Here is a 22,254-nt window from a genome sequence, read left to right as displayed (position 1 = left end):
GTGATCAGGGGACGTAAATCTTGACGTAGTCGTTCTCGATCGAGGCGGTCAGCCGGGGAAGCTCGCGGGCCACGATGTGCCGCAAGTCGAAACGACGCCGCAGCGTGACGCGGCGCACGAGGACCGCGATGGGGATCTCGTGGCGTCGCGGCAGGCGCTTGAGCGCCGTGCGCTCGCGCTCGGCACGCCGGAACCGGGTCAAGGTCCGGCTGTTGGCGGAGAGGTTCTCGGCCATCAGAATCGCGCGGCCGTCCTTCTTGATGAAATACGCGTTGCCCGAGTCCAGGAGATCACGGATCACGCGCTTGAACGCCTTCGGCCCGATGCGCCGGTGCTGCGGCAGCAGCGGAATGAGCATGCGGCCCTGGATGACGCCGCCTTGCTCGTGGATGCCCAGCCACGGGATCTTCGAGCCGATGTGCAAGGCGGGGAACCGGTCCATCTTGGCGTTGTAGAGCTTCGCCCGCATGGAGCGCAGGAACGCCGGCTTCGCCGACCCGAAGCTGGTGCGCATCTCGGCCCGCACGCGGTCTTCCATCTGGTCGCCCACCTTGCGCATGGCACTCGCCACCTGGCCGCGCAAGGTGCGCCACGTCGAGTCGTGCCACGCCCGGAAGCCGTTTGCATCGAGCAGCCCGGAGGCAGTGAACTGGAGATTCATCGGCTGTGCCGCTGCAGCTCGCGCTGCAGCTGTTGGATCGAGTCGCGGCTGCCCTGCGCCGCCACCGCCGCGACCGTGAGCAGTGCGGCGAGCCGCTCGTGCTCCAGCCGCGCGTCGGCGGCGAGGAACGCATTGACCTGGGCCAGCGTGTAGCCCAGGACATCCGGGTGCCGGTGGCCGGCGCGGATCAGCCGGGCGACGGCGTCGGCCCAGCCAGCCGGGTGCTCAGCTGCTGCGCCAGGTCGCCGATCCGCGGCGCCACCCGCCGCACGAAAAAATCGGCGTTCACCTCGAACACGGCAGCGGCCAGCGCCAGCGCGTCGTCGACGGCCAGCTGGTCCACCCACTCGCGCGGCTTGCGTGCCGTCAGCGTGAGCGTCTGCAGCAGCGCTTCGCCGTGCTCGGCGAACAGCGCGAGCCAGTCCGGCCCGCCGGCCAGCTGCGCAGCAAAAGGCCGGACGGCCTTCAGCACCGCCGGCAGCTCGCCGAGGACCAGCGGCCGGATCTCCAGGCGCTCGCCCGCGATGTCCAGTTGCTGTGCTGGCGGAACCAGGATCTCCAGATCGGAGGAGGTACTCATGTCCGATGTTTCACAGCAAAACAATTTTTCCGAACTGGCCGAGATCGCCTGCGGCCGGCTTGAGCGTGTCGGCCAACACCTGTCCCGACAGTTCGAACTTCAGCAGGTCGTCGGTGATGACCGACAGCTCCTTGGCCGGATTGATGGCGACGCGGTACAGGTCGATCACCACCTCGCTGTTGCCGTCAGCGGTGTTGAGCCCCTCGAAGCGCACCCAGCGCTCGGGCAGCGGCTGCGTGAACATCGAGGTCACCTGCGCGGGACCGTACGCGTAGTCGACTTTGAAGGGCTCGACGTAGGGGCCGCCGGCCGTCTTGTCGTTGATCACGATCGAACCGTGTTTGGTGTTGACGCTGTACTGGGCAGCCGGCAGCGTCTTGGCCGTGCCACCCGTGGAGTCCTTGACCACGACGGCCGAGACGTTCTGCTTGGCCAGCAGGTAGAGGCTGCCGACCGTCGTCGGGTTGGGCAGGGCCTCGGCGGTCACGCTGCCGGCCGCTTGGCTGAAGGTCGTGCCGTACAGGCCCAGCGCCAGGTTCACGGGGATCAGCTCTTCCAGGGTGCAGGAGAACTCCCCCTTTTTGGTCTTGATCAGCTGCAGGTCGGTCAGGCGCTGACCACTGGTCGATTCCTGGTGTTCCAGCGTCTCGACGGACAGGGACACCTTGAGTTCGGGCACGTTGCCGACATAGGACAAGCCGAGCGGGCGGCCGAGGGCATCGCGCGAGCCGACGTAGACGCGGCCTTGGCCGGAGAAGTAGGACATGGTTAATCGCTTTCGTTGGTTGGGTCGGGGTAGGAAGGGGTCGAGGCCAGCGCTTCGGCCGCCTCGGTGAGCCCCAGCTCGGCCAGCTGGCGCTGGCCGGTTTCGTTGGAATCGAGCAGGCGGCCACGGCCGTGGCGCAGGTCGGAGACGGGCTGCAGCTCACGCAGGCGGCGGCGGTCAACCGGGTCGGGTGAGGTCTTGGGCATGGGTTCGGTAGCGGATCTCGTAGCGGACCGGCATCGCCACCGCGCCGGCATCCGCGTCCTCGGCGTCCCATTCGCTGTCGATCTCGCGCAGGGCGATCGCGAGCCCGCCGAGGTTGGGATCGGCGAACAGGGCGGCGTGGGCGGCGACGACGAGCCGGTCGGCCACGTCGAAGGCGCTGTCGAGGTCGGGGATTCCCCGGGCGATGGCGACAAGGCGGAAGGTCAGCGCGCGGTCGACGAGGGCGTTGGCGTGGCCGGTGACGGCGTCGGTTTCTGGGAACAGCAGCAGCGCCGGGCTGTCGTCGCGGCGCACCGGGGAGGTCGGTGCGCGCAGCACCGGGACCGGCGCCACGGCAGCGGACAGGCGCGCCAGCACCGCCCGCAAGAGGCGCTCGCGGACGGAGGTCATGGACAGGCGGGTCAGGTTCGGGTGAGCAGGGCCCGGCGTTCGCTGCCGTCGCCGACAGAACGGACGTCCCGGACCCGGTAGGACACGCCGCCGATGCGCAGGGACTGGCCGGCGGCCAGGTCGGGCAGCCACGACGCCGGGTAGCGGATCGTGTGGTCGGTGGACAGCGCCAGGCCGTCGAGCACGGTGTCGTCCGGGGAGCGGAATTCGACTGGCACCGGGCGGCTGTTCACTTCCACCTCCGTGAGGAGGCCCGCTCGCGCGGCGGCTTCGTAGAGGTCCTCGACTCGCACGGTCAGGCTTTGAGCTTCACCAGCACACCCGGCCGGTGGCACATCGGCAGCGGGTTGCTTTGGGTGTGCAGGTCGGTGCCGCGTTCGAACTTGCGCGGCTCCTGCTTGGCGTACAGCGGTTGGCCGAGGGTATTGACGCTCTCGTTGAAGTCGGCCGGCGCAACGTAGGTCGCGAAGGTGTCCACCGTCCCGGTCGGAAACGCGTGCGCCTCGCCCGCCGCAATAAAACGCCGCACGTTGCCCTCGGCGTCCGTCGCCTGGCCGCGGTACTCCTCGAAGGTCATCCCCCCGTAGCTGAAACCCCGTCGCATGTCGGCGATCAGCACCGCCCCGTCCTGCCAGCGCAGGTAGGCCTCGACCACCTTGGCGTGCCCGGTAAGCGCCGTAAAAAACTCCGGCGAGCACAGGCAGTGCACCCCGTTCATGAACTCGCCCTTGAGGTTGTCCTCGATGTGGCCGAGCACCTCCAGGCACTTGCCCTTGACGTTGGTCTTTTCATTGGCGAGTTCGAAGGCCACCGTCTTTGCGGGGATCTCGAACTCGCGATAGAGGTCGTAGAGCACCGAACCATCGGCGTCGAGGATCACGCCCTTGAGCGCACCCATGCGCAGGTGCTCCAGGGTGATGGCGTGTTTGTTGCGCATGGTCTCCAAATGGCCGGCCAGGACGCCGGCCACGGTTTCCAGCTCGGTTTCGGTGCCGAAGGCCCGGATGCCCTGGACCTCCTCGGGCAGCACCACGTCGTCGTGCGGAATGTGCGGCACGACGAAGGAGCGCACGGTTCGCTTGCCGCGTTTGCCCACCGTCCCCGGCGCACCGGGCGGCAAGGTCGGCAGCAGGTTGAGCACGCCGTTGCGCTCCTCCACGAGGATCTGGCGCAGGCGCACCGGTTTGACCGGCATCAGGCCCAAGGACTCCAGCCGGCCGTAGCGGTTGGGCAGGAGGTTGATGGCGGCCGTCAGCGCCGCCATCGAGAAAGCCGGGTTGTTGAATGGGTTCTGCATGGGGGTGCACAAAAGAAAACCCGCCGGGCGCTGCGCGCCGGGCGGGTTCAGGGAAGGAAGGAAAGCGGCAGACCGCCGCAGCGTTCAGGCGCTGGTGCGCACCACGATGCCCAGCGTTTGCAGCTGCTCGACCGCGGCAGCGTGCTGGACGGGCGTGATGCCGGCCGGCCAGACCAGCGCCTGGCTGGCCACAGTGGCATGGCGGGCGATCAGGATCGCGTCGGGGCGGTCGGCCTGCGTGGCATCGACATCGAACGCGAGCACGCCGGCCGCGATCTGGGTGCCGTCGGTGGCCGCGGGCGCCAGTGCCTTGAGCTTGCCGGTGGCGGTGTCGCGGCCGACCACGGTGCCGAGCGCTAGCTTGCGGCCCGAGGCGACGGTGGCCACGTCGCGGGAGTAGAGGTTCGGCGCTTCGTACTTGAGCAGGTCGCCGAGGTTGTGGGGTTCACGTGCAACGGGCATGTCAGGCCTTGATGAGCTTCTTGACGGCCGCGATCAGCGGACTGGACTCGGGAGAAGCGGCGGCGCCAGCGTCGGGAGTGATGCGGGAGGCGATCTCGGGCTGGTCGGCGCGGGCGGCCAGGAGCGTCCGGCGGACCTTCTCCTGGCTGAAGCCGGCGGCGAGGAACTCGGCGGTGCGCTCCGGCGCGCCTGCGATCAGGCACAGCTCGGCGATCGTCTGGGCTTCGTGGCGGGCGGCATCTGCCGCGTGCGCATCACTCGCCACAGGAGGCGGCGCGGCAGGCGGCGTTTCAGGGACGGATGGTGCAGCGGTCCCGGCTACGGCTTCGTGCGGCGGCGCCATGTGCTCTTCGATGTTCACGGTGGGGTCCTTGTGGCTGAGAAAAGTGGAAGGGGACGGAGCAAGCCGGCCGGTGGGAGCGCCGGCCGAGGAGCCGGAGATCCGGCGCGGGACCGGGCTCAGGCGGGAGGTGAAGTCGGCGAGCACCTCGTCGAAGCCCGCGACACCATCGGCCAGCCCCGCCACCACGGCGTCTTCGCCGAACAGGAGCCTGGCTTCCGTGGCACGGACGGCTTCCTCGCTCAAGGCGCGCATCTGCGCTACCGAGGCGACGAAGATCCCGTAGAGGCGATCGACCTCGGCCTGCAGCGCGGAGGCGGCTTCGGGCGTCAGCGGCGCGTGCGGGCTGAAATCGTTCTTGTGGTGGCCGGCGTAGAGCGCCCGGTAGGCGAGGCCGTCCTTGGCGTCCTTGACCGACTGGTCGACGTGCAGCGCGATGACGCCGATGGAGCCGACGCCGGCCGTCTGCGAGAGCGTGAGCCGGCTCGCGGCCGAGCCGATGGCGTAGGCGGCAGAGAAGGCGGCATCGTTGGCGTGGGCCCAGACCGGCTTGGTCCGGCTTGCCGCCCGGATGCGCTGGGCCAGCTCGAAGACGCCGCCGGCCTCGCCGCCCGGCGAGTCGATGTCGAGCAGGACGCCTTTGACGTCGGGATCGGCCAGCGCGGCGTCCAGCCAGCCCGCGATCTCGGCATAGGACGTCAGGCCCGAAGCGGCCTCCAGCCCCATCGTCCGCCGCACCAGCGTGCCGTGGATCGGGATGACGGCGATGCCGGGTGCCGGCGGGACCGCCTGCTTGGGCGGCAGCAAGGGCACGAGGGCGTCCGTCTCCGGCAGTCCGATGCGTGAGCCGAGCACGGCCAGGATCACGTCCAGCTTGGGACGCGCGATGAGCAGCGGCGTCCCGTAGAGGCGGGATGCCAGGTGAGGCAGGGACATATCAGAGGTCCTGTTCGTCGGGAGGCGGTGCAGCGGGCGCCGCCGCTGCCGGGCGGTCGTGGCGCGGGTCCGAGTCGAAAACCAGGCCGAGTTCGTCAGCGCGCTGGTTGTCGGCCGCGATCTCGCGGTCGATGTCCTCGGCGTCGTAGCCCGAGGACGAGATCGCTTCGGACCGCGACAGCAGGCCAGAGCGGATGGCGGTGTTCATCGCGTCGAACTCCTTTTTCGGATCGACCCACTGCCAGCCCTGGGGAATCCACTTCACGGCCTGGTACTGGCGGCGCCGCCGCGCGTATCCGGGCAGCTCCAGCGCGCCCTCCAGCACCGCTTGGGTCATCCAGGCCCGCCAGATCGGGCGGCACAGCTGGTGCACGATCACGCCGTGCTGCAGTGCCTCGCAGCGGCGCCGGAACTCCAGCAGCCCGGCCCGGATGGACGAGTAGTTCACCTGGGTCAGGTCGCCGGTGAGCATCTCGTAGGTGATGCCCATGGCCGCCGCCACAGCCCGGAACTGTTGCCGCATGAACTCGGCGTAGGAACTGCCGACGTCGGCCGGCGCGGAGAATCTGATGTCTTCGCCGGGCTCCAGGAACTGCAGCGTGCCGGGCTCCAGGCCGCCGAGGGCCACGCCTTGGGCGTCCGGCTCGCCTTCGCCCATCAGGTTGTCCTCGGGCGCTGCGCGGGTGATAAAGCCGGCAAACATCGCCGCCGTCTTCTTGCGCACCAGCTCGGCGTCGTCGTACTGGTCCAGCTCGTGCAGCTTCACGAGCGCCCGCGCGAGCCAGGGCTCGCCGCGGATCTGACCGGGTCGCAGCGGGCGGAACAGGTGGATCACCTCGCTCGCCGGGATGCGCACGGTGTCCATACCGCCCGTACCCGACATCGGAGCCAGCGCGCCGTCGTTGGGGTGCGAGCGGTACAGGTGATACGCGACACGCCGGCCGAGCCGGTCGAACTCGATTCCCGCTCGAACGAGGTTGCCGTTGGGCAGCTCGACGTTGAGCGTGACCGGCAGGTGTTCGGGCTCCAGCACCTGGATCTGCAGCGCCACCGGCAGCCGGTCCTCGGGCCGGCGGTAGCGCAGCCGCACGATGGCCTCGCCGCCTTCCAGCATCGCCCGGCACGCCAATGCCTGCAATCCGTAGAGATCGGTCAGGCCGGCGGCGTCCGCGTCCTCGCACCAGTCGCGCCAGAGCGCCTGGATGGCCTCGCGCTGTGCGATGTCCAGCACCATCGACTGCGGCTTGATGCCGGTGCCGATGGCATTGGCGACAAAGGCTTCAGTGCCGGCCGCCGCCCACGCATTTCGCCGCACCAGGTCCCGGCTCTTCGCGCGCAGCTCATCTTGGGAGAAGGCCAGCGCGGCGACGGCGCCCGGGTTGCCGACGATCCAGGCCAGGGCGCGCCGCCCGCCGCCCACGCCGTCGTAGGTCGGCGTGCCGCCGAACAGGCGGCGCCTGATTTTGGCGAACCAGCCCATCAGGTGCCCTTGCTCGTGGTGATGCGGATCTGGCGCGGCGGGCGGACGACCCGGCCCTGGGCGGCGAGGTCTCGCTTGACCTCACGGATGGCTGACTGCAGCTCGTCGACGTCGCGGTACTCGACCGTCTTGTCGCCGAAGCTCACGCGGCGCTCGCCCTTGGCGAGGGCGGCTTGCAGGCGCTGCAGGTCTTCTGGCGTGTAGGCCACGGGGAAGGGCTCCTTGCTGGTTGAGCGGCTGTCACCGGGACAGCCAGCGGCTTTTGACGACGCGGCGAGCTCGCCGCGGTGGCTCAGAAGCACCGAAGCCACCGGGGTCGGTGGCTTCGGGCGGGGCAGAGGAAAACGGATCGGGCGGGCGGTCCTGAACGACAGGTTGGGGTGGCGCCGCCGTCGTCCCGAAGGGCCGCTCCAGCTCGCGCCAGTGGCGCTCTTCGAAACGGTCCAGGCCGCAAGCCGCCGCAGCAGCCCTTGCATAGTTGAAACAATCCAGGCCCTCGTTGCGCTCGCGCATCTTTTGCCACTCGCGCACCGGGAAGCCGTTGCGGTCACGGCGCGTGACCAGCTGCTCCGCGCACAACTGCTGCAGGTACTCCGCGTCCATTGGAGGCAGGTGCACGTAGCCAGGCGGGTAGGCGATCTCGCCGGTCACATCGTCGACGGTCGGGACCTTGCGCAGGTTGCTGTACAGCTCCTGCTTGGCGATGCCGACCACCACGCTGAACACCTTGATGCCACGGCGCAGCCGGCGCCCACCGGCCGTGACGTCCACCGCCGTCGGTGTGCCGATCAAGGCCGCGCCCTTGGACACGCCCTTGACCGCCATCACACGGCTGTCGTGACAGGACCTTACGAAGGCATACGCCTCCTGCGTCGCAAAGCCGGTGTCCAGCGCCAGCTTCGCCAGCGGCATCTGCACACCGCTCTCGTGGGTCCAGGTCTCGTCCAGCAGCGCACGCAGCTGCTGCCACACGTCCGCGCGGACTGTGTCGCCCATCAGCACCCGGTGCTCGACCAGCCAGGACTCCTTGCCCCGGCCCCAGGCCCATACCGAGACCTCGATGCGGTCCTTCTGCACGTCGGCGCCGGCCACGAGCAGCAGGCCGCCCCACGGCACCGTGCCGGGTCGGTAGCTCTCGCGCCGCTCCAGCAATCGCTGCCAGTCAGGAGCCTCGCCGTCCTCGACCCAGGTCTCGCCGAGCTCCGTGTTTTTGAACGTCTTGATCGCCGCCGAGGAGCGCGATTCCTTCGCGGTCGCGCTCTCCCAGGCCGCGGCGATGTCCCGCCAGGAGCGCCAGCCGATGGGGCTGTAGAGCGACGACAGATGAAAACCCGCCGTGCGCCGGGCGCCAGTGGCGGTCGGGCGCCACTGCCCGCGCTCCAGCATCCACGTCTTGTGGTGCTCCGGGATGGGCTCCTCGCAGTCCTCACAGACGTAGGCCACGGTCTCCGGCCGGCTGCGCTCCCAGCGCAGCCGCTCGAAGCGCAGCCACTGGCTGTGGCCGCAGTGCGGACAGGGTACGAAGTAGCGGCGCTGGTCCGACGCTTCGTACTCGCGCTCGATGGTCGACGCGCCTGCAATCGTCGGGGTGCTGACGATGAAGATCTTGCGGCGCGCGAAGGTGCGCGTGCGGGCTTCGGCCAGCGAGATCGCGTCGCCTTCGCCCTCGACGTCCAGCGGGTAACCATCCACCTCGTCGAGGAAGAGGTAGCGCACCGGCATCGAGCGCAGGCCGACCGCGCTGTTGGCGCCGGTCATCACCAGCACGCCGCCGCGGAACTCCTTGGCGAGGATGGTGTTGCCGGCGTCGCGGCTGCGGGCCGGCGCGATCAGTTCGGCAAGGGCTGGCGTCTCTTCCACCAGCGGATCGATCCGCTGCTTGGAGTTGCGCTTGGCCATCTCCACCGTGGGCCACACGGCCATCATCGGGCCCGGAGCGTGGTGGATGACGTAGCCAATGAAACAGCTGCCCGCTTCCGTGAAACCCAGCTGGGCGCCTTTCATCACCACCACGCGTTCGGTGGGCGAGGTCGGCGACAGGCAGTCGAGAATCTCGCGCAGGTAGGGCGTGCGGGCGGTGCGCCAGCGGCCCGGCTCGGCCGAGGCCTTGCTGGAGAGGATGCGGTGGCGGTCGGCCCATTCGGAGACCGTCAGCAAGGGGTCCGGCGTCAGGCCCTCGCGCCAGGCGCGCTCGATCTCGACGGCACCCTCGTAGTTGAACTCGTTCATCCGTCGACCCTTGGCGCCACCTCGCCCAGTTCCTGCAACTGCTCGCGCACGGCCCTCTCCAGCGCCACGTGCATCTCGTGCGGGTCCACGCCGAGCCGTGCGGCCAGCTCCGACGACACCCGTCCCGGCCAGTTGAGCCACGCGTCGCGCTCGGCGCGCGCCATCCTGAACACGTGGGCCAGGGCTTGCGAGCGGTCAACCAGCTCGCCCTTCAGGCGGGCCAGCCGGACCTTGTTGGCTTGGGCCTTGACCACCTCGTTGACGGTCCGTGCCTGCAGCAGCGAGGTGCCGCCGGCCGGGGACGCGCCGCGATCCACCAGGTCGCTCTGCACGCGCGGCGCTTTTTGCCGCGTGCCGACGCGCGGCTCTTCGGTGTTCTGCGCCCAGTCCGCGTCGGCCCGTTCCGCATCGATGGTCCCGTCCGGCTCCGGCGTGATGCGGCCCGCCTGGATGGCCTTGCGCACGGCGGTGTCGCTGACACCGCGGTGGCGGGCATAGGCCCGTATCGACATTCCCATCGGCAGCTTGCTTCATATGTTCTTAAAGGCGCGGCGACCCAGGCCTGCCTTCGCGTCGCGGCGTCATGCCGGCGCCGAATCAACTCGCATCAATTCAGCCGTTGCGGCGCGGCCCGAACAGAGCGTTCATAGCGACGTCGCAAGACACACCAACCACCCACCGAAAGGAACCCAAACATGAGCAAGACGACTTTCAGCGCCGCCGAGTCCACCGAGCGAATCTGCGACCAGATTTGGACGGAGTTGTGCGATGAGGTCCGTGCAGACGAATGGTTCGACGTGACGGAGACGGCAAACCGACTCCCTTGTTTGCGCGGTTTCCCGAATCGAGGCCGCGTTCTGCGTTCGGTTCTGCGGGCCGTGCTGGCCGACTACGCGCGGCGACCCGAAGCCTACGAGCATGAGGCGCCGGTCGAGACGAGGGGTGACGACATGGAGTACGCCAAGGTTTGAGTCGGTGGTGCCCCACGGGGCGCCTTTCAAGTGGCGCCCAGCCAGGAATCAACCCGCATCAATTCATTCGTTGCTGCACAGCCCGAACAGAGCGTTCATAGCGACGTCGCACAACGACAACCAACCAACGCAAAGGAACCCAAACATGAACGCCATCACCCTGACCGCCACCCAGCGCGAGACCCTCGAGTTCGCCGTCCAGCACACCGACGGCCGCATCGAGTGGTTCCCGGCCAGCGTCAAAGGCGGTGCCATCGCGAAGGTGCTGCAAGGCCTGCTGACGCGCGAGCTGATCGCCGAGGAGGGTGGGCACCACGTCGTGACCGACGCCGGCTACGCGGCGCTCGGACGGAAGCGGCCCACGACGCGGGCGCCCAAGGCCAAAGCCAAGGGCAAGCGCAAAGTTGCCGCCTCGGCGGTGACGGCCGCAGAGGCACAAGACGACCTGGAGCAGGAGGTCGCCGCCGCCGAAGCGTCCTGGGCCAAGGCCTCGGCGGAACCGGACGCTGAGGCTGAGAGCGCAGACCCGGCGGCTGAGCCGGCCGCCCAGGTGACGCGCGAGCCGCGCAGCAACAGCAAGCAGGCCCAGGTGATCGCCCTGCTGCGCCGCCCGGAAGGCGCCACCATCGACGAGATCCGCCACCTCACCGGCTGGCAGGCGCACACGGTGCGCGGCGCCTTCGCCGGCACCTTCAAGAAGCGGCTCGGCTTGAACGTGGTCTCGGAGAAAAGCACCGACGACGAGCGCGTTTACCGCATCGTCGAGGCCGAGGCCGAGGCCGAGGCCGAGGCGGAGAGCGATCAGCAACCCTCGCAACAGGCCGAGGCGATCGAGGGCGAGGCTGCTTGATGTCCGGGGCCGCCGGCGACCCTGCCCGCAGAGCACGGCCACAAGGCAGCGCAATCGCGGCCGGGGGAGGCTGAGATCACCTTGCGGGCTGCGCCGCACCGGGCCCGCCCCGCCGCGCCGTGAATCAACCAGCATCAATTCAGTCGTTGCTGGCTCGCCCGACAAGAGCGTTCATAGAGCCATCGCAACCCCAACCCGAAAGGAAAAAACGATGGAAAACCTCAACGCCCTCTTTGCCAGCATCGCCCGCAAGCACCTGAGGATCGAAACCCTCGAAACGCGGAACAGCGACCAGCTGGACTTCCCTGAGGTCGCGGTCTGGGAGGTCCGCCGCGCGCTCGACGCAGCCTTCAAGGCCGGCTACGAACGCGGTCTCGAGGCCCAGCAGCAGGAACCGGCCCAGCCGTAACGCAGCCGCGCCCCGGGGGCCGCCCTCCCGGGGCGGCTCCCGTTGCCGCGTTGGCACAGGCCGCGCCGGCACAGAAGCAGAACGGGCTGAGACCAACGCCTACCGCTTCTGACCCTCGGCGCCGCAAGCGAGCGGCCCCGTACGGGCACCAAAGCCCGGAGGTCGCCCGAGCGCAGCAGGGTGCGGTCCACCCCGCCTTGCGGTTGCCCAGCGCAAAGGCCGCCGGTGCGCTTCAGCCACGTATCAACCAGCATCACCTGAACCGTTGCTAGGTGGGGCGCCGTAGAGCGTTCATAGCGGTGTCGCGATTGGCGACGCAACCAACAAGCCAAGCAACATGACCACAACCAACAAGACCCGCTACACCCGCCGCCCCGCCATCCTGTTCTACAACGGCCGCTCGCTGCACGTCGAGCAGATCACCCCGGCCCTGGAGTTCACCCGCAAGCCGGCGTGCGATGAGGACTTCGACAAGCCGGGCCTGCTCGCCACCGCCTACATCACCAAGACGGTTCACGTGGCCGACACGGTCTGGGAGGAGCTGGTCGGCGACCGCGACAAGCGCTTCAACTTCCTGCGCGGCGAGGGCGGCCACCTCGGCACCGGCCACACCGCCGACGCCTTCCTTTGCGTCGAGCTGGTCACCCCAACCTACGGCAGGCTGCTGATCAACCCGGAAGGGGGCGACACGCCCCTCTACGTGGCCTCGATCGACTGATCTAGGCGGGCGGGGCCGACCACGGCCCCGCTGAACCGTGTGGGGCCTCACCGTCGCGGTTCTCTCACCTGTGAATCAACCAGCATCATCTGAACCGTTGATGACTAGGCCCGTGAAGAGCGTTCATGTCGTTGTCGCGCTTGGCGACGCAACCAACACAAGGAACGAAGAATGAACACCTTCAACACCAGCCACACGGACCTGTCCCGCTGCGATGCCTTCCTGAGCGAGGTAAACCGCATCGCCCGGCAGCACGGCATGCGCCCCCTCGGCGCGGTTTACACGCAAGACCCTCTGCTCGGGCTGCACGTGCGGGTCGTCGCGGATTTCGCCTCCCAACCGGGCGATTCGGATTGGACCCGCATCGACCGCCGCGTGCCGGCGGTCATCCCCGCGGTGGACGGCTACCTCGCGGTGTACTGGATCTCGGTCTGGTGCGAGCTCTGCGAAACGATCCGGAGCGACCGCTGGTTCGACGTCGACAAGGTCGCCGGCTGTCTCCTTTGGCTCAGCCCGCTGGCAGATCGGGCCGGGGCCTTGCGCAAGGTGCTGCGGATGGCATTGGCCGCTTTCGAAGCCGACCCGCAGGACTACGACGACCGCCCGCCCGTGCAGGTGCGCGGCGAGAACATGAAGCAAGCAAGGCTCTAAGCCAAACCGCCCCGCACGGGGCGGTTGACGCAGCGGTGCCTGTCACAGCGGCCCGCTGCGCCCGCACACGGCCTCAACGAGGCGGCTTGGGGTACTGGCCCAGCCCGCGGCGTCCGACTGCACCGCAACGGTCCGACCTATCAAACGCTATCACCTTCGAGGCCGGCAACCCGTTGGCTTCGTCCCCGAACAGAGCGTTCATAGAGCCATCGCAACAACGCGATGACACCAAGGAAGAACAGAAAGATGGACACCAAGGTTTCCCCCAGCGAGCTGACGATTCGCATCGCTCGCATCCCCCGCACCGTCACGATTGGCTCGGACCAGGTCTTGGTTCACGAGCTGGGCATTCGGCTTCCCTTCACGCGCAAGCCGCAGGCGCTTGAAGACGTGGGCGGCGGCGAGCCGCAGCGGATTTTCGTGACCAGGACCCGCGAGCTGACGACCGACGAGTACGACGATTTCGCCAGCGATCTCTTGCGCCGGCGCGAATGGCTGACCCGCGAGGGCGGGCAGATCTGGGACGCCTGGGTGTGCGTCGAGCTGATCGCGCCGGGCCGCCCGATCCTGTACGTGAATCCCGAGGGCGCGGACTACGCACGCTACGTCGCACGGCTCGGTTGACGCGTTGCGGGGCCTCGGCCCCGCTATCCATTTGTATCCAAAACAAGCGCCCACACCGCTTGTCTACCTTGGCACGTAGAGCGTCAATGAAGGCGTCGCACACAAGCGGCGCTTCACAAAGAAAGGATCGAAGAATGAACCAACAAGCGAAGATCGACAGGCAGAAGAACGGAACCGCCGGCTTCTACGGCGCGATGGGCGAACCGGCCCCGGCCGCCTGGCCGATCGCGATGACCGTCGTCGCCAAGACGACCGCCCAACCGGAGGAGGCGGTCCAGGCCTTCCTGAACAGCGAATACGGCTGGTCCTTCGCCGAGGACACGCTTGACTGGTTGTTTGCCGGCCTGTCCCTGACCGACGCCCTCCAGACGGTGGCTGATCGGTGGATGAGCCGGTGTGTGCAAATCGATGCCTTCCGGGACTGGGAAGTTGCGGCTGACACGCCCTCGCTCACCGGCTACGTGATGGTGACCGGGGCCGAAGAGCGGGCGGCCTAACGAGCCACCAGGCGGCGCGACCAGCGCCGTCCCAACAAGACGACACCGGCCTCCCGGTGGTCGACGTCATTGCGGAGGATCGCTCCCACACGCCTGACGGCCGGGAGCGCCGTCTCCGGATGCGGCCCCGCTATCCACTGGTATCAAAAACGGTGCCTTACATCGCTTGGCATCTGCGTCACAAGGAGCGTGAATAGAGGCACCGCAAGGCAAACCAACCGCAGGAGGAACGCAACATGAACTTCATCGACAACGTCCCGAGCACACAAAACGAGGCCTGGGGCTTCATCGGCACGATGCGTGAACACGCACCGGCCGCCTGGCCGATCGCCATGCGAGGCATCGCGAAGGCGACGGGAGAGCCGATGGAGTCGGTCCGGGCGTTCCTGGACAGCGGCTCGGGCCGGCACTTCGCCGACAACGTTCTCAACCAGCTGCACGCTGGCGAGCCCCTTCCCCAGGCGATCCAGAAAGCCATCGACCGGTGGATGACGTGGCGGATCGGCACCAAGACGTCGAAGTACCACGGCATCCCGCGCGGCCTGCCGTACCTGACCGGCTTTGTGATCGCCGCCGCGATGCACGAAGCGCTCGTGTAGCTCTCACTGAGCCCCTGCGTTCCGGCTCGACGCCTCCTCTGGCGCAGAGGCCGCTTCGTTGAAGGGCTGTCCGTCGCGTTCCCGGACGGCACGCTCGCCCGTCCAGTCTTGCCAGCGGCGCACCGCCACGTCGGCGTACTTCGGGTCCAGTTCCATGAGCCGGGCCCCGCGGCCCGACTTCTCGGCGGCGATCAAGGTGGTGCCAGAACCGCCGAACGGGTCCAGCACGACGTCCCCCGGTCTGCTGGAGTTGCGGATCGCCCGCTCGACCAACTCCACCGGCTTCATGGTCGGGTGCAGGTCGTTCTTCCTCGGCTTCTTGATCTGCCAGACGTCGCCCTGGTCGCGGTCGCCGCACCAGTGGCGTTTCACCCCCTCGGGCCATCCGTAAAGGATCGGCTCGTACTGGCGCTGGTAGTCCGCGCGGCCCAGGGTGAAGGCGTCCTTGGCCCAGATGATGAAGGTCGACCAGTGGCCGCCCGCCGCCCGGAAAGCCGCCTGCAGCGTGTCCAGCTCACTGGAGGACATCGCGATGTAGACCGCACCGTCGCACCGTGTCAGCATCGCCGAGAGCGCGGCGTGCAAGAAATCGTAGAAGCCCTCGCCGAGGTTGTCGTTCAGGATGGGGCGAGCCGTGCCGCGCTGCCGGTCCTTGGCGGTGTTCGCATAGTTGACCCCATAGGGCGGGTCGCAGAAGACCATGTCGACCCGGCCTTCGCCGAGCAGCGAGGCGTAGCTCTGCGGCTTCGTCGCATCGCCGCAGAGCAGGCGATGGTCGCCCAGCACCCAGACGTCGCCGGGCTGCGAGACCGATTCCTCGGCGACCTCCGGCACCGCATCGTCGTCCGTCTCGCCCTCGTGCGCGGGCTCATCGCCGGCCAGGATGCTGGCAAGTTCGTCGGCGTCGAAGCCGGTCAGCGACAGGTCGAACTCCGCCTCGTTCAGCTCGGCCATCTCGAGCCGCAGCAGCTCATCGTCCCACTCCGCCCAGGTCGCGGATCGGTTGGCCAGCAGGCGAAAGGCGCGGATCTGTGCGTCCGTCAGCTCATCGGCCAACACGACTGGGACCTGCGGCATGCCGAGCTTGATCGCGGCCTTGAGCCGCAAGTGCCCGTCGACGACTTCGCCGGTGCTCTTGGCGCAAATCGGAATTCGAAACCCAAACTCGGCGATGACCGCCGCCATCCGATCCACTGCGTGGTCGTTTTTCCTCGGGTTCCTCGCGTAAGCGATGAGCCTGGCCGTGGGCCAGTGTTCGAGCTTGAGCGGATCGGAGAAGCTGGGTGACGGCATTCGGCGTGCGATGAAAGGCGGCCCGCCCCGACGAATCGGAGGCGGGCCGAAGGCCGCTCGCGCGGCGTCAGGAGGAAACGCAGGCAAAGAGAACGGCCCGGCCGACAGACGTCGGGAGCGGGCCGTTCAACGGCCGTGGTGGGCGGCCGGGGTCGAAGAAAGGAAGGAACGGAGAAAGTGCGAGAGAAGCGTAGCGGCGATAGACGCGAACCGCGCGAACCTGGGTTCGCACTCAGACGCTAAAAAAGCATCGCGCGTTTCCCGCCCGCATTGGGTACCAAAAGGAAGGACCCGCAAACTCTTCTCTGAGAGCCCTGAAAGGCAGCCTGAGGGCTTGACTTCAGGGGGCGTTTGCTACTGCTGGTCCTTGCGTCACCATAGCTGGAACTGTAGCCAAAACCGGCCCGAAATGCTGCACGGCCAATTCCCGCAGTAGCCCGCGCGAGCCCGCTCTGCCCCCCGGGGGCCCGCCACAACCCGCTATTTCCCGCTGTGGTTCCGGGCTAAGGCAGCTGCTGCTGGTTGAGCCGGTCGGCGACGGCGCCGAGGGCCACCAGCCAGCGGCGCCACGCCGTGTTGCGGTCGCAGCCGAAGCGCTTTCCGATCTCGCTCCAGCCATAGCGTTTCGCGCGCATCCACACCAGGTGCCGCTGCTCGACTTCGAGCCACTGCACCCACCGCATGGCCTGCAGCATGCGCTCGACCGCCTGCGGGCTGGGCGGGAAGGTCAGGGGGCGGTCATCGTCGCGCCCGAGCGCCTCCCAGGACTCGCGCGCCACCTGCGGCCAGGCGCTCAGGTAGCCCTGCACCCTGACCGGCGGCAGCCGGCGTGCGGTGTCCGCTGCGTCGGCAAAGCGCATGGCCACGGCCTCGACGGTCCATTGCTCAGCCATCGCGCTGTCCTCCCTTGCCGTACAGCCGCTCGCCGATGCGGCGAACGATCTCGCGCTCCACCAGGTCGAGCCGCTCGTCGGCCTCGTTGATCACCAGGATGCGCTGCTTGCGCCAGCCTTCCTCCTTGACGGCGTCGAGGTCGGTGCGGTTCGGCTGCAGCTTGCCAAGCGCGCAGCGGTAGCGGTGGTGTGGCGTCAGCATTGCGCAGCCTCCTGGGTGTCGATGACCCACAGCAACAGTGCGAGGGCATCGGCTTCGTTGTCGTCAGACGGCGCGTAGCCGCGATTCCGGACCGAGGTGACCACCTCTCCCTTGCCGGCGTTGCCGCGGCCCGTGGCGTGCCGTTTGATGGTCCCCACCGGTACTCCTTGGTAGGGCACCTGGCGCTGCTCGCACCAGGCCGTGAGGTGGGCCAACAGCCCGCCGTACAGGTGAGCCGCGTCCACGCCGGTGTGCCGGCGCACCTCCTCGAAGTACACCGCGCCCAGCTCGCCGCTGGCGCTGTGCAGTTCCGAGAGCCAGCGCTTGAAGCGCAGGAAGCGCATGCCGCCGCCCTCGAAGCGCTGCGGCTTGAAGTGCTCGGTGCCGCTGGTGGTCGTGCCGTCGTGCTGGCGCAGTGCCCAGCCGGTATGTGTTCCCAGATCCAGAGCCAGAACGGTGCTGGTCATGTTGGTCGTCCTTACTTGTCCGGGCCTGACGCAGTCGACACGCCGAATCGTTAACCTCCATGACGCGCGCGTCACGCGCACGTGTAGAGAGTTACGATGAACAGCGTCGAATGCGTCAGACGGGAGGGTCAGTTGTCGATGTAGGGGGTGTAGGCAGCAGTGCGCGGCGTTGTGAGGCCAATGCCCCTGAACCCGCGCACGCCCGAGCCGTTGCGCCACTTCTCGAAGCCCCGCGTGATGAGCAGGTCGGAGAAGCGCCGCTGGGTGCCGACGAACTCGCCGGCCGCCTCGCTCCACTGCTTCCAGTCGTTGAAGAGCTCGGCGGTGAGCGCCTTGGCGTTGGTCTCTCGCACACAGCGCTCATCCAACCACCGGCCCAGCGCATCCTCGGCTTCGAAGTACTCCTCCGTGGCGTCCAGCACCTGCTGAGGCGGGTCCAGCCGTCCCAGGCGCTGCCAGGCCAGGCACCCCTGGACCGCCCAGGCCAGGATGCCGTTGCGCTCGGCCAGCAGCTTCTGCTGGAGGTGCTTGTCGCGCTTGTCGGGTGGGACCGTGATCGTGAACGGGATCAGGTGCAGCCGCCGCTTCATCGCCTCGTCGATGTTGCGGATGGCGGGTTTGTGGTTGCCTGCCACGAAGAGCTTGAACTGCGGGAAGAACTCGAAGAAGTCTTGGCGCATGAAGCGCGCGGAGATCTTGTCGCCCCCGGTCAGGCTTTTGAGCTTGGACTCGGCCCAGCGCCGGCCCTGCTCGGTCTCGGTGGCGGCCACGAAGCGCGCGCCACGCAGGCCCGCCATATCGGTCGGATGGCGGTCGGTGCGCGCTTCCATGAAGGTGTCCATCGGCGCGTTGGTGGCGTAGTCGCCGAGCAGGGTGGCCAGCGTGTTCACAAACACCGACTTGCCGTTCGCTCCGGTGCCGTACAGGAAGAACAAGGCGTGCTCGCGGGTGGAGCCGGTCAAGGCGTAGCCGGCCATTCGTTGCAGATAGGCTTGCAGCGCCTGGTCGCCGCCGGTCACCTCGTCGAGGAACTGCCGCCAAGTCGGGCACTCGCCGCGCGGCGTGGCGGTGGTGACCTTGGTCATCCGGTCGCTGCGCTCGTGCGGTCGCTGGCGGCCGGTCTTGAGATCGACCACGCCGCCGGGCGTGTTCAGCAGCCACAGATCGGCGTCCCACTCGTCGGTGGTCGCCGCATGCCGCCGATCGGCCCGAGCCAGGCGCTCGACACCGGCAACCGTACTCGAGGCGGCCAGCTTGGCGGCGATCTTGAGATTGTGAGTCCGGAGCGCAACGTAGCGACAGACGTGCCGCACCAGGTCGGTGGCGGCCAAGGTATCTTCCGGGCGCCAGCGCTGGCCATCCCAGACCAGCCAGCGGCCCCAGGCTGCGACATATCGCCAGTCCCTGTGATAGCGGCGCGTGAAGGACAGCGCCAGAGCATCCTCGGTGCCCGACACTGACTCTTCGATTGCGGGGTGGGCGTCGACGGTGTCGACCGCGTCCTCGTCGCCGATGAGGTGCATCTGCAGACGCGGCCCGTGGACGATGAAACCGGCCACATCGAAGCCGTCGCTCAGCGCATCGGCGGCATCCCAGCCTTCCGGTGCATCCTCGGGCGGGTACAGGATGTGGCACGTCTTCGCGCCCGCCATCAACAAGGCCTGAGCGGCGCGATCGGCGTACTCCCAGCCCGGCTTGTCCTTGTCCGGCCAGATGAGCACGGCTTTGCCGGCCAGCGGCGACCAGTCGGTCTTGTCCACCGGCGCATTCGCACCGTGCATCGCGGTGGTCCCACAGATGCCAAGCCGGATGAGCGTGTCGGCGCACTTTTCGCCCTCGGCCAACACCACCAGGTCCGCTTTTGCAATGCCAGGCTGGTTGTACAGCGGCCGGGGGTCGGGCGGCGCCACCTTGCGGCGCTTCACGTCATAGGGCCGGAACTCTTTGCGATGCCCGGGTGGGTCGTAGCGGTAGACGACCGCGATCAGCTGGCCGGCTGCGTCAAAGTAGTCCCACTTTGCGGTGGCGGGGCCGAGGTCGTCGACGGGCGGCTGGCGCTTGGCTTTGCGCGCGGCTGGGGCCGGTGCGCGGCCGAGCAGATCGCACGCTCTTTGCAGCACGTCCGCAAAGCGGGTGCGGACGTCGACGCCGTAGTGGGCACCGATCAGCGCGAAGACGTCGCCGCCGCTGCCCTCGGCCCGGTCGGTCCAGAGCCCGGCCTTCTCGCCGTCGAGCACCACCTCCAGGCTGTCGCCGGGGCTGCCGAGGATGTCGCCGATGAAGAACTTGCCATTGCGCTTCTTGCCGGCAGGGAACATCGTCTGCAACACCGGCGCGAGCCGGGCGAGCAGGTCAGCTCGAATCCTGTCGCGCTCGGCCTCCAGGTCGCGGTCGGGCGGAGACGCCGTGCCGGGGTCGTTGAAGTCAAGCACCAGATGCCTCCTTCTTCGCGGCGGCGGCTTGCCACGCCGCGACTTCGTGCAGCTTGAAGCGCACCAGGCTGTGGATGCAGTAATGGGGGATGCGCAGCTGGCGGCGGCGGGCCGCATCCGCCAAATAGCACTCGGGCAGGTTGAGAGCACGCGCTGCTTGTTGCGCAGTGAGCAGGCGGTCCTTCGCCGCGGGGTGTATGTCGTTGGATCTCATGGTTCGATTCGGTGGCACCGGTCCTGCCAGGGGCAGAACCGGCATTCGAAATGGGAGGGGTCGTGGAAGGCGCGGGGCAGCAGCTCGCCCGCTTCCGTGGCCTGGATGACGCGCGCCGCGCGGTCGGACATGCGCTGGGCCAGCGCCGCATCGAAGGGCACCAGTTCGGCGTAGATTTCCATCGTGTCGGCGTTGAGCGCGGTGAACAGCGCCGGGTGTTCGTGCAGCTGCAGGTACGCCTGGTAAATCGCGACCTGCGCGGCGTAGACCGGCTTGGCGGCGGCGAGCTTGTGCTTTTTCAGCTCTTTCCAGGACTTCGAGCCGAGGCACTTCATCTCCCACAGCGCCGGGCAGGCAAAGCCATCCGGGCCGCCGAGGATGACGCCGTCGACGTGACCGCGCAGGCGGCCGTTTGCGACGCGGAAGCCGAACTGCCCGCCGTCGGGCTTGCGGGTGCGGAGATCGAAGCCGGCGGTGCGCAGCCACTCGACCATGACGTCCTCCATGCGGTGGCCGCGCTCGAAGATGCGCAGAATGCGGCCGGAAAAGCCCCGGCCGGGGTCGGCTGGTGCCTGCGCGTACTCGAACTGCAAGGCCCGCTCGCAGGCCACGCCGACGCGGGAGGCGCCGAGGTAGTCGCGGGCGGCCTGCGCGCCGGCCTGCCGCTGCAGGCCGTCGTCGATCAGCGCTTCCACCCGCTCGCCCAGACTGGACGTTGGGTTGAAGTCCATCATCGGGTGGCTGCCTCCCAAGGCGTGTCGCTCGGCATGTCGGCGAAGGGGGCCGACATGGGGTCGGGCACGGGCGCGATGCCACGCACCGGCGGGTACTTCGTCGCCTCGTGGTGCTCGGCCATGGCCTCGGTGTAGCGCGTCACGATGGCATCGATCACCTGCAGCGCCTCAGCCTCTGTGTACTGGCCCAGCGGCTTGCCGAAGCCGATCGCCGAGCCGGCTTCGCCGAAGGCACGCAGGCACTTGCGCATCGCGGCCTGCTCGACGTCAGAGGGATCGATCATCCGAACCTCCTTGCGGTCGATGTCCCCGTCGCGCACGGCGCGCCAGCGCCCGTACAGGGCATGAAACGCTTCCAGACAGCGGCGCGAGCAGAACACCCAGTCGATGGGGTAGTGCCGTGGGTCGGTCAGTGCGTAGCGGGTGTCGCTGTGCCCGAAGCCGCGGGCCTCGCGTGTGCAGACCCAGCATTTCAAGCGGCCTCCGCAGGCGTTTGAACTGCAGCCGCGCACTGAGCCGGTGTCCATCCGAAGGCGGCTTGGCAGCGCCGCTCGAAGTCGCGGCGATCTGTTGCCCGCCGCGCGATGGCGGTCACTGCAACGAATTGGGCTTCCACATGAGAGCGCCCCTGCTCGCACAGCCATAGCCGGTGCTGCGGCGAGACACCCTTGCCGTCACGGAGGTCGCGCAACAGTGCCTGCGGCAATGCCACGCCGTAGACCCAGCGCAGCGTGATCTCTTCGATGAGGAACGGCTGGATGAGCTTGACGTGGCCTTCCCGCGGTTCGAACACCACCGGAAAGAGCGCCTTGTCATAGTCCCGGTTGCCGCGGCCGTGCCCACCCGGGCACGTCTCGCTCAGCAGGTTCGTGATGCGCTTCAGCAGCTCGTCGGGGGCACGGTAGAGGTCGTGCCCCGTCGCTTCATCGATCAGCTCGGTCTCGCCGGTTTCGATGACCGTCCTCAGCACCCTGATGCAGTTGGCGATCAGCCGGTCAGAGGCCTTCTTGATCTTGCCCGAGATAGTGGCTTCGACAACGGTGGCTGCGACCTTCCCGAGCAGTCCCGCCGGGAAGAACATCGTCTCCTGACCGGTCGGGAGCACGATGGCATCCGGCCCGTCGTCCATGTCGACCAAGATCCCTGGCGCAATCTCCGCGAGAAGCAAGGCCACATACTCGCCTCGATGCGTCTCATGGAGACCGAAATCCGCCGCGAGGGCGGGCCACACATATCCGCGTTCTCCGGTTTCCAGCACAACGGCTGCGCATTGGAGATCGCCGAAGCGCACGTGGCCATAGTGGCTGACGTAGATGGGGGTGTCTTGCATGGCC

Annotated in this window: 30 protein-coding genes; 8 read left to right on the top strand and 22 right to left on the bottom strand. The window is 68.1% G+C overall.

Going from position 1 to position 22,254, the window contains the following annotated elements:
* Positions 1–4: 4 nt before the first annotated feature.
* From AAW51_RS19915 to AAW51_RS19855, 13 genes are all read right to left on the bottom strand, one after another.
* Complete coding sequence (locus AAW51_RS19915) at positions 5–661, bottom strand: DUF6441 family protein (RefSeq protein ID WP_047196001.1); 657 nt, start codon at positions 659–661, stop codon at positions 5–7.
* Positions 662–848: 187 nt separating this feature from the next.
* On the bottom strand, positions 849–1,241 hold the full coding sequence (locus tag AAW51_RS19910) for a DUF6631 family protein (RefSeq protein WP_047196000.1): 393 nt from the start codon (positions 1,239–1,241) through the stop codon (positions 849–851).
* A gap of 10 nt (positions 1,242–1,251) precedes the next feature.
* Complete coding sequence (locus AAW51_RS19905; RefSeq protein WP_047195999.1) at positions 1,252–2,007, bottom strand: phage tail tube protein; 756 nt, start codon at positions 2,005–2,007, stop codon at positions 1,252–1,254.
* A 2-nt stretch (positions 2,008–2,009) separates the two neighbouring features.
* Positions 2,010–2,213, bottom strand: coding sequence for a hypothetical protein (locus AAW51_RS19900; RefSeq protein WP_047195998.1), 204 nt, complete (start codon positions 2,211–2,213; stop codon positions 2,010–2,012).
* Complete coding sequence (locus AAW51_RS19895; protein WP_047195997.1) at positions 2,185–2,622, bottom strand: hypothetical protein; 438 nt, start codon at positions 2,620–2,622, stop codon at positions 2,185–2,187. Before AAW51_RS19895 ends, AAW51_RS19900 begins: the two co-directional genes overlap by 29 nt.
* A gap of 11 nt (positions 2,623–2,633) precedes the next feature.
* Complete coding sequence (locus tag AAW51_RS19890) at positions 2,634–2,915, bottom strand: head-tail joining protein (RefSeq protein WP_047195996.1); 282 nt, start codon at positions 2,913–2,915, stop codon at positions 2,634–2,636.
* Between the two features lie 2 nt (positions 2,916–2,917).
* Positions 2,918–3,919, bottom strand: coding sequence for a major capsid protein (locus AAW51_RS19885; RefSeq protein WP_047195995.1), 1,002 nt, complete (start codon positions 3,917–3,919; stop codon positions 2,918–2,920).
* A gap of 84 nt (positions 3,920–4,003) precedes the next feature.
* Positions 4,004–4,381, bottom strand: coding sequence for a head decoration protein (locus AAW51_RS19880; protein ID WP_047195994.1), 378 nt, complete (start codon positions 4,379–4,381; stop codon positions 4,004–4,006).
* A gap of 1 nt (position 4,382) precedes the next feature.
* The gene (locus AAW51_RS19875; RefSeq protein ID WP_047195993.1) at positions 4,383–5,657 is read right to left on the bottom strand and encodes a S49 family peptidase; all 1,275 of its coding nucleotides are present in this window, start codon (positions 5,655–5,657) and stop codon (positions 4,383–4,385) included.
* 1 nt (position 5,658) lies between these two features.
* Entirely contained in the window at positions 5,659–7,137 is a 1,479-nt protein-coding gene (locus AAW51_RS19870; RefSeq protein WP_047195992.1) for a phage portal protein, read from the bottom strand.
* Positions 7,137–7,346: a phage head-tail joining protein gene (locus AAW51_RS19865; protein WP_047195991.1), complete on the bottom strand. Its 210-nt coding sequence runs from the start codon at positions 7,344–7,346 to the stop codon at positions 7,137–7,139. The genes AAW51_RS19870 and AAW51_RS19865 overlap by 1 nt, the downstream gene beginning before the upstream one ends.
* A gap of 31 nt (positions 7,347–7,377) precedes the next feature.
* Entirely contained in the window at positions 7,378–9,366 is a 1,989-nt protein-coding gene (locus AAW51_RS19860; protein WP_047195990.1) for a phage terminase large subunit family protein, read from the bottom strand.
* On the bottom strand, positions 9,363–9,884 hold the full coding sequence (locus AAW51_RS19855; RefSeq protein ID WP_047195989.1) for a hypothetical protein: 522 nt from the start codon (positions 9,882–9,884) through the stop codon (positions 9,363–9,365). Before AAW51_RS19855 ends, AAW51_RS19860 begins: the two co-directional genes overlap by 4 nt.
* A 177-nt stretch (positions 9,885–10,061) precedes the next feature.
* On the opposite strand from AAW51_RS19855, the gene AAW51_RS19850 reads away from it, so the two are divergent.
* The 8 genes from AAW51_RS19850 (at position 10,062) to AAW51_RS19815 (ending at position 14,685) form a co-directional block, all read left to right on the top strand.
* A complete protein-coding gene (locus AAW51_RS19850; protein ID WP_047195988.1) occupies positions 10,062–10,337 on the top strand; it encodes a hypothetical protein in 276 nt (91 codons plus the stop codon).
* Positions 10,338–10,482: 145 nt separating this feature from the next.
* Positions 10,483–11,187, top strand: coding sequence for a DUF3489 domain-containing protein (locus AAW51_RS19845; RefSeq protein ID WP_083438441.1), 705 nt, complete (start codon positions 10,483–10,485; stop codon positions 11,185–11,187).
* Positions 11,188–11,398: 211 nt separating this feature from the next.
* A complete protein-coding gene (locus tag AAW51_RS19840; RefSeq protein ID WP_047195987.1) occupies positions 11,399–11,596 on the top strand; it encodes a DUF6900 domain-containing protein in 198 nt (65 codons plus the stop codon).
* 337 nt (positions 11,597–11,933) lie between these two features.
* Positions 11,934–12,314, top strand: a complete 381-nt coding sequence (locus AAW51_RS19835; RefSeq protein WP_047195986.1) for a hypothetical protein — start codon at positions 11,934–11,936, stop codon at positions 12,312–12,314.
* A 171-nt stretch (positions 12,315–12,485) separates the two neighbouring features.
* Positions 12,486–12,965 carry a hypothetical protein gene (locus AAW51_RS19830; RefSeq protein ID WP_047195985.1) on the top strand — a complete coding sequence of 160 codons (480 nt, stop codon included), beginning with the start codon at positions 12,486–12,488 and terminating at the stop codon, positions 12,963–12,965.
* A 246-nt stretch (positions 12,966–13,211) separates the two neighbouring features.
* Positions 13,212–13,589: a hypothetical protein gene (locus AAW51_RS19825; protein WP_047195984.1), complete on the top strand. Its 378-nt coding sequence runs from the start codon at positions 13,212–13,214 to the stop codon at positions 13,587–13,589.
* Positions 13,590–13,723: 134 nt separating this feature from the next.
* Entirely contained in the window at positions 13,724–14,086 is a 363-nt protein-coding gene (locus tag AAW51_RS19820; protein ID WP_047195983.1) for a hypothetical protein, read from the top strand.
* 236 nt (positions 14,087–14,322) lie between these two features.
* On the top strand, positions 14,323–14,685 hold the full coding sequence (locus AAW51_RS19815; RefSeq protein ID WP_047195982.1) for a hypothetical protein: 363 nt from the start codon (positions 14,323–14,325) through the stop codon (positions 14,683–14,685).
* A 3-nt stretch (positions 14,686–14,688) separates the two neighbouring features.
* Here the strand turns inward: AAW51_RS19815 and AAW51_RS19810 are convergent, their stop codons facing one another.
* The 9 genes from AAW51_RS19810 to AAW51_RS19765 all read right to left on the bottom strand — a co-directional run bounded on the left by AAW51_RS19810 (position 14,689) and on the right by AAW51_RS19765 (position 22,250).
* Positions 14,689–15,978: a DNA modification methylase gene (locus AAW51_RS19810; protein WP_047195981.1), complete on the bottom strand. Its 1,290-nt coding sequence runs from the start codon at positions 15,976–15,978 to the stop codon at positions 14,689–14,691.
* A gap of 503 nt (positions 15,979–16,481) precedes the next feature.
* Positions 16,482–16,871, bottom strand: coding sequence for a DUF6362 family protein (locus AAW51_RS19800; RefSeq protein WP_047195979.1), 390 nt, complete (start codon positions 16,869–16,871; stop codon positions 16,482–16,484).
* Positions 16,864–17,073, bottom strand: a complete 210-nt coding sequence (locus tag AAW51_RS19795) for a hypothetical protein (RefSeq protein ID WP_047195978.1) — start codon at positions 17,071–17,073, stop codon at positions 16,864–16,866. The genes AAW51_RS19800 and AAW51_RS19795 overlap by 8 nt, the downstream gene beginning before the upstream one ends.
* Positions 17,067–17,540, bottom strand: a complete 474-nt coding sequence (locus tag AAW51_RS19790) for a crossover junction endodeoxyribonuclease RuvC (protein WP_047195977.1) — start codon at positions 17,538–17,540, stop codon at positions 17,067–17,069. The genes AAW51_RS19795 and AAW51_RS19790 overlap by 7 nt, the downstream gene beginning before the upstream one ends.
* Before the next feature lie 128 nt (positions 17,541–17,668).
* A complete protein-coding gene (locus tag AAW51_RS19785) occupies positions 17,669–19,972 on the bottom strand; it encodes a phage/plasmid primase, P4 family (RefSeq protein WP_047195976.1) in 2,304 nt (767 codons plus the stop codon).
* Positions 19,965–20,186 (bottom strand): hypothetical protein, encoded by a 222-nt coding sequence (locus tag AAW51_RS19780; RefSeq protein ID WP_047195975.1) that lies wholly within the window; start codon positions 20,184–20,186, stop codon positions 19,965–19,967. Before AAW51_RS19780 ends, AAW51_RS19785 begins: the two co-directional genes overlap by 8 nt.
* Positions 20,183–20,920: a PD-(D/E)XK nuclease family protein gene (locus AAW51_RS19775; protein ID WP_047195974.1), complete on the bottom strand. Its 738-nt coding sequence runs from the start codon at positions 20,918–20,920 to the stop codon at positions 20,183–20,185. The genes AAW51_RS19780 and AAW51_RS19775 overlap by 4 nt, the downstream gene beginning before the upstream one ends.
* The gene (locus AAW51_RS19770) at positions 20,917–21,396 is read right to left on the bottom strand and encodes a DUF6511 domain-containing protein (protein WP_047195973.1); all 480 of its coding nucleotides are present in this window, start codon (positions 21,394–21,396) and stop codon (positions 20,917–20,919) included. The genes AAW51_RS19775 and AAW51_RS19770 overlap by 4 nt, the downstream gene beginning before the upstream one ends.
* Positions 21,393–22,250, bottom strand: coding sequence for a hypothetical protein (locus tag AAW51_RS19765; protein WP_047195972.1), 858 nt, complete (start codon positions 22,248–22,250; stop codon positions 21,393–21,395). Before AAW51_RS19765 ends, AAW51_RS19770 begins: the two co-directional genes overlap by 4 nt.
* Positions 22,251–22,254 lie beyond the last annotated feature (4 nt).

Source organism: Caldimonas brevitalea, assembly GCF_001017435.1.
GTDB classification, from domain to species: Bacteria; Pseudomonadota; Gammaproteobacteria; order Burkholderiales; family Burkholderiaceae_C; genus Caldimonas; species Caldimonas brevitalea.
This window is presented reverse-complemented; position numbering and strand designations above follow the sequence as displayed.

What these genes read in the sequence shown, in the direction of transcription:
- AAW51_RS19915 (WP_047196001.1), bottom strand. Translation starts at nt 661, where the DNA reads ATGAATCTCCAGTTCACTGCCTCCGGGCTGCTCGATGCAAACGGCTTC.
- AAW51_RS19910 (WP_047196000.1), bottom strand. Translation starts at nt 1,241, where the DNA reads ATGAGTACCTCCTCCGATCTGGAGATCCTGGTTCCGCCAGCACAGCAA.
- AAW51_RS19905 (WP_047195999.1), bottom strand. Translation starts at nt 2,007, where the DNA reads ATGTCCTACTTCTCCGGCCAAGGCCGCGTCTACGTCGGCTCGCGCGAT.
- AAW51_RS19900 (WP_047195998.1), bottom strand. Translation starts at nt 2,213, where the DNA reads ATGCCCAAGACCTCACCCGACCCGGTTGACCGCCGCCGCCTGCGTGAG.
- AAW51_RS19895 (WP_047195997.1), bottom strand. Translation starts at nt 2,622, where the DNA reads ATGACCTCCGTCCGCGAGCGCCTCTTGCGGGCGGTGCTGGCGCGCCTG.
- AAW51_RS19885 (WP_047195995.1), bottom strand. Translation starts at nt 3,919, where the DNA reads ATGCAGAACCCATTCAACAACCCGGCTTTCTCGATGGCGGCGCTGACG.
- AAW51_RS19880 (WP_047195994.1), bottom strand. Translation starts at nt 4,381, where the DNA reads ATGCCCGTTGCACGTGAACCCCACAACCTCGGCGACCTGCTCAAGTAC.
- AAW51_RS19875 (WP_047195993.1), bottom strand. Translation starts at nt 5,657, where the DNA reads ATGTCCCTGCCTCACCTGGCATCCCGCCTCTACGGGACGCCGCTGCTC.
- AAW51_RS19870 (WP_047195992.1), bottom strand. Translation starts at nt 7,137, where the DNA reads ATGGGCTGGTTCGCCAAAATCAGGCGCCGCCTGTTCGGCGGCACGCCG.
- AAW51_RS19860 (WP_047195990.1), bottom strand. Translation starts at nt 9,366, where the DNA reads ATGAACGAGTTCAACTACGAGGGTGCCGTCGAGATCGAGCGCGCCTGG.
- AAW51_RS19855 (WP_047195989.1), bottom strand. Translation starts at nt 9,884, where the DNA reads ATGGGAATGTCGATACGGGCCTATGCCCGCCACCGCGGTGTCAGCGAC.
- AAW51_RS19850 (WP_047195988.1), top strand. Translation starts at nt 10,062, where the DNA reads ATGAGCAAGACGACTTTCAGCGCCGCCGAGTCCACCGAGCGAATCTGC.
- AAW51_RS19845 (WP_083438441.1), top strand. Translation starts at nt 10,483, where the DNA reads ATGAACGCCATCACCCTGACCGCCACCCAGCGCGAGACCCTCGAGTTC.
- AAW51_RS19840 (WP_047195987.1), top strand. Translation starts at nt 11,399, where the DNA reads ATGGAAAACCTCAACGCCCTCTTTGCCAGCATCGCCCGCAAGCACCTG.
- AAW51_RS19835 (WP_047195986.1), top strand. Translation starts at nt 11,934, where the DNA reads ATGACCACAACCAACAAGACCCGCTACACCCGCCGCCCCGCCATCCTG.
- AAW51_RS19830 (WP_047195985.1), top strand. Translation starts at nt 12,486, where the DNA reads ATGAACACCTTCAACACCAGCCACACGGACCTGTCCCGCTGCGATGCC.
- AAW51_RS19825 (WP_047195984.1), top strand. Translation starts at nt 13,212, where the DNA reads ATGGACACCAAGGTTTCCCCCAGCGAGCTGACGATTCGCATCGCTCGC.
- AAW51_RS19820 (WP_047195983.1), top strand. Translation starts at nt 13,724, where the DNA reads ATGAACCAACAAGCGAAGATCGACAGGCAGAAGAACGGAACCGCCGGC.
- AAW51_RS19815 (WP_047195982.1), top strand. Translation starts at nt 14,323, where the DNA reads ATGAACTTCATCGACAACGTCCCGAGCACACAAAACGAGGCCTGGGGC.
- AAW51_RS19810 (WP_047195981.1), bottom strand. Translation starts at nt 15,978, where the DNA reads ATGCCGTCACCCAGCTTCTCCGATCCGCTCAAGCTCGAACACTGGCCC.
- AAW51_RS19800 (WP_047195979.1), bottom strand. Translation starts at nt 16,871, where the DNA reads ATGGCTGAGCAATGGACCGTCGAGGCCGTGGCCATGCGCTTTGCCGAC.
- AAW51_RS19795 (WP_047195978.1), bottom strand. Translation starts at nt 17,073, where the DNA reads ATGCTGACGCCACACCACCGCTACCGCTGCGCGCTTGGCAAGCTGCAG.
- AAW51_RS19790 (WP_047195977.1), bottom strand. Translation starts at nt 17,540, where the DNA reads ATGACCAGCACCGTTCTGGCTCTGGATCTGGGAACACATACCGGCTGG.
- AAW51_RS19780 (WP_047195975.1), bottom strand. Translation starts at nt 20,186, where the DNA reads ATGAGATCCAACGACATACACCCCGCGGCGAAGGACCGCCTGCTCACT.
- AAW51_RS19775 (WP_047195974.1), bottom strand. Translation starts at nt 20,920, where the DNA reads ATGATGGACTTCAACCCAACGTCCAGTCTGGGCGAGCGGGTGGAAGCG.
- AAW51_RS19765 (WP_047195972.1), bottom strand. Translation starts at nt 22,250, where the DNA reads ATGCAAGACACCCCCATCTACGTCAGCCACTATGGCCACGTGCGCTTC.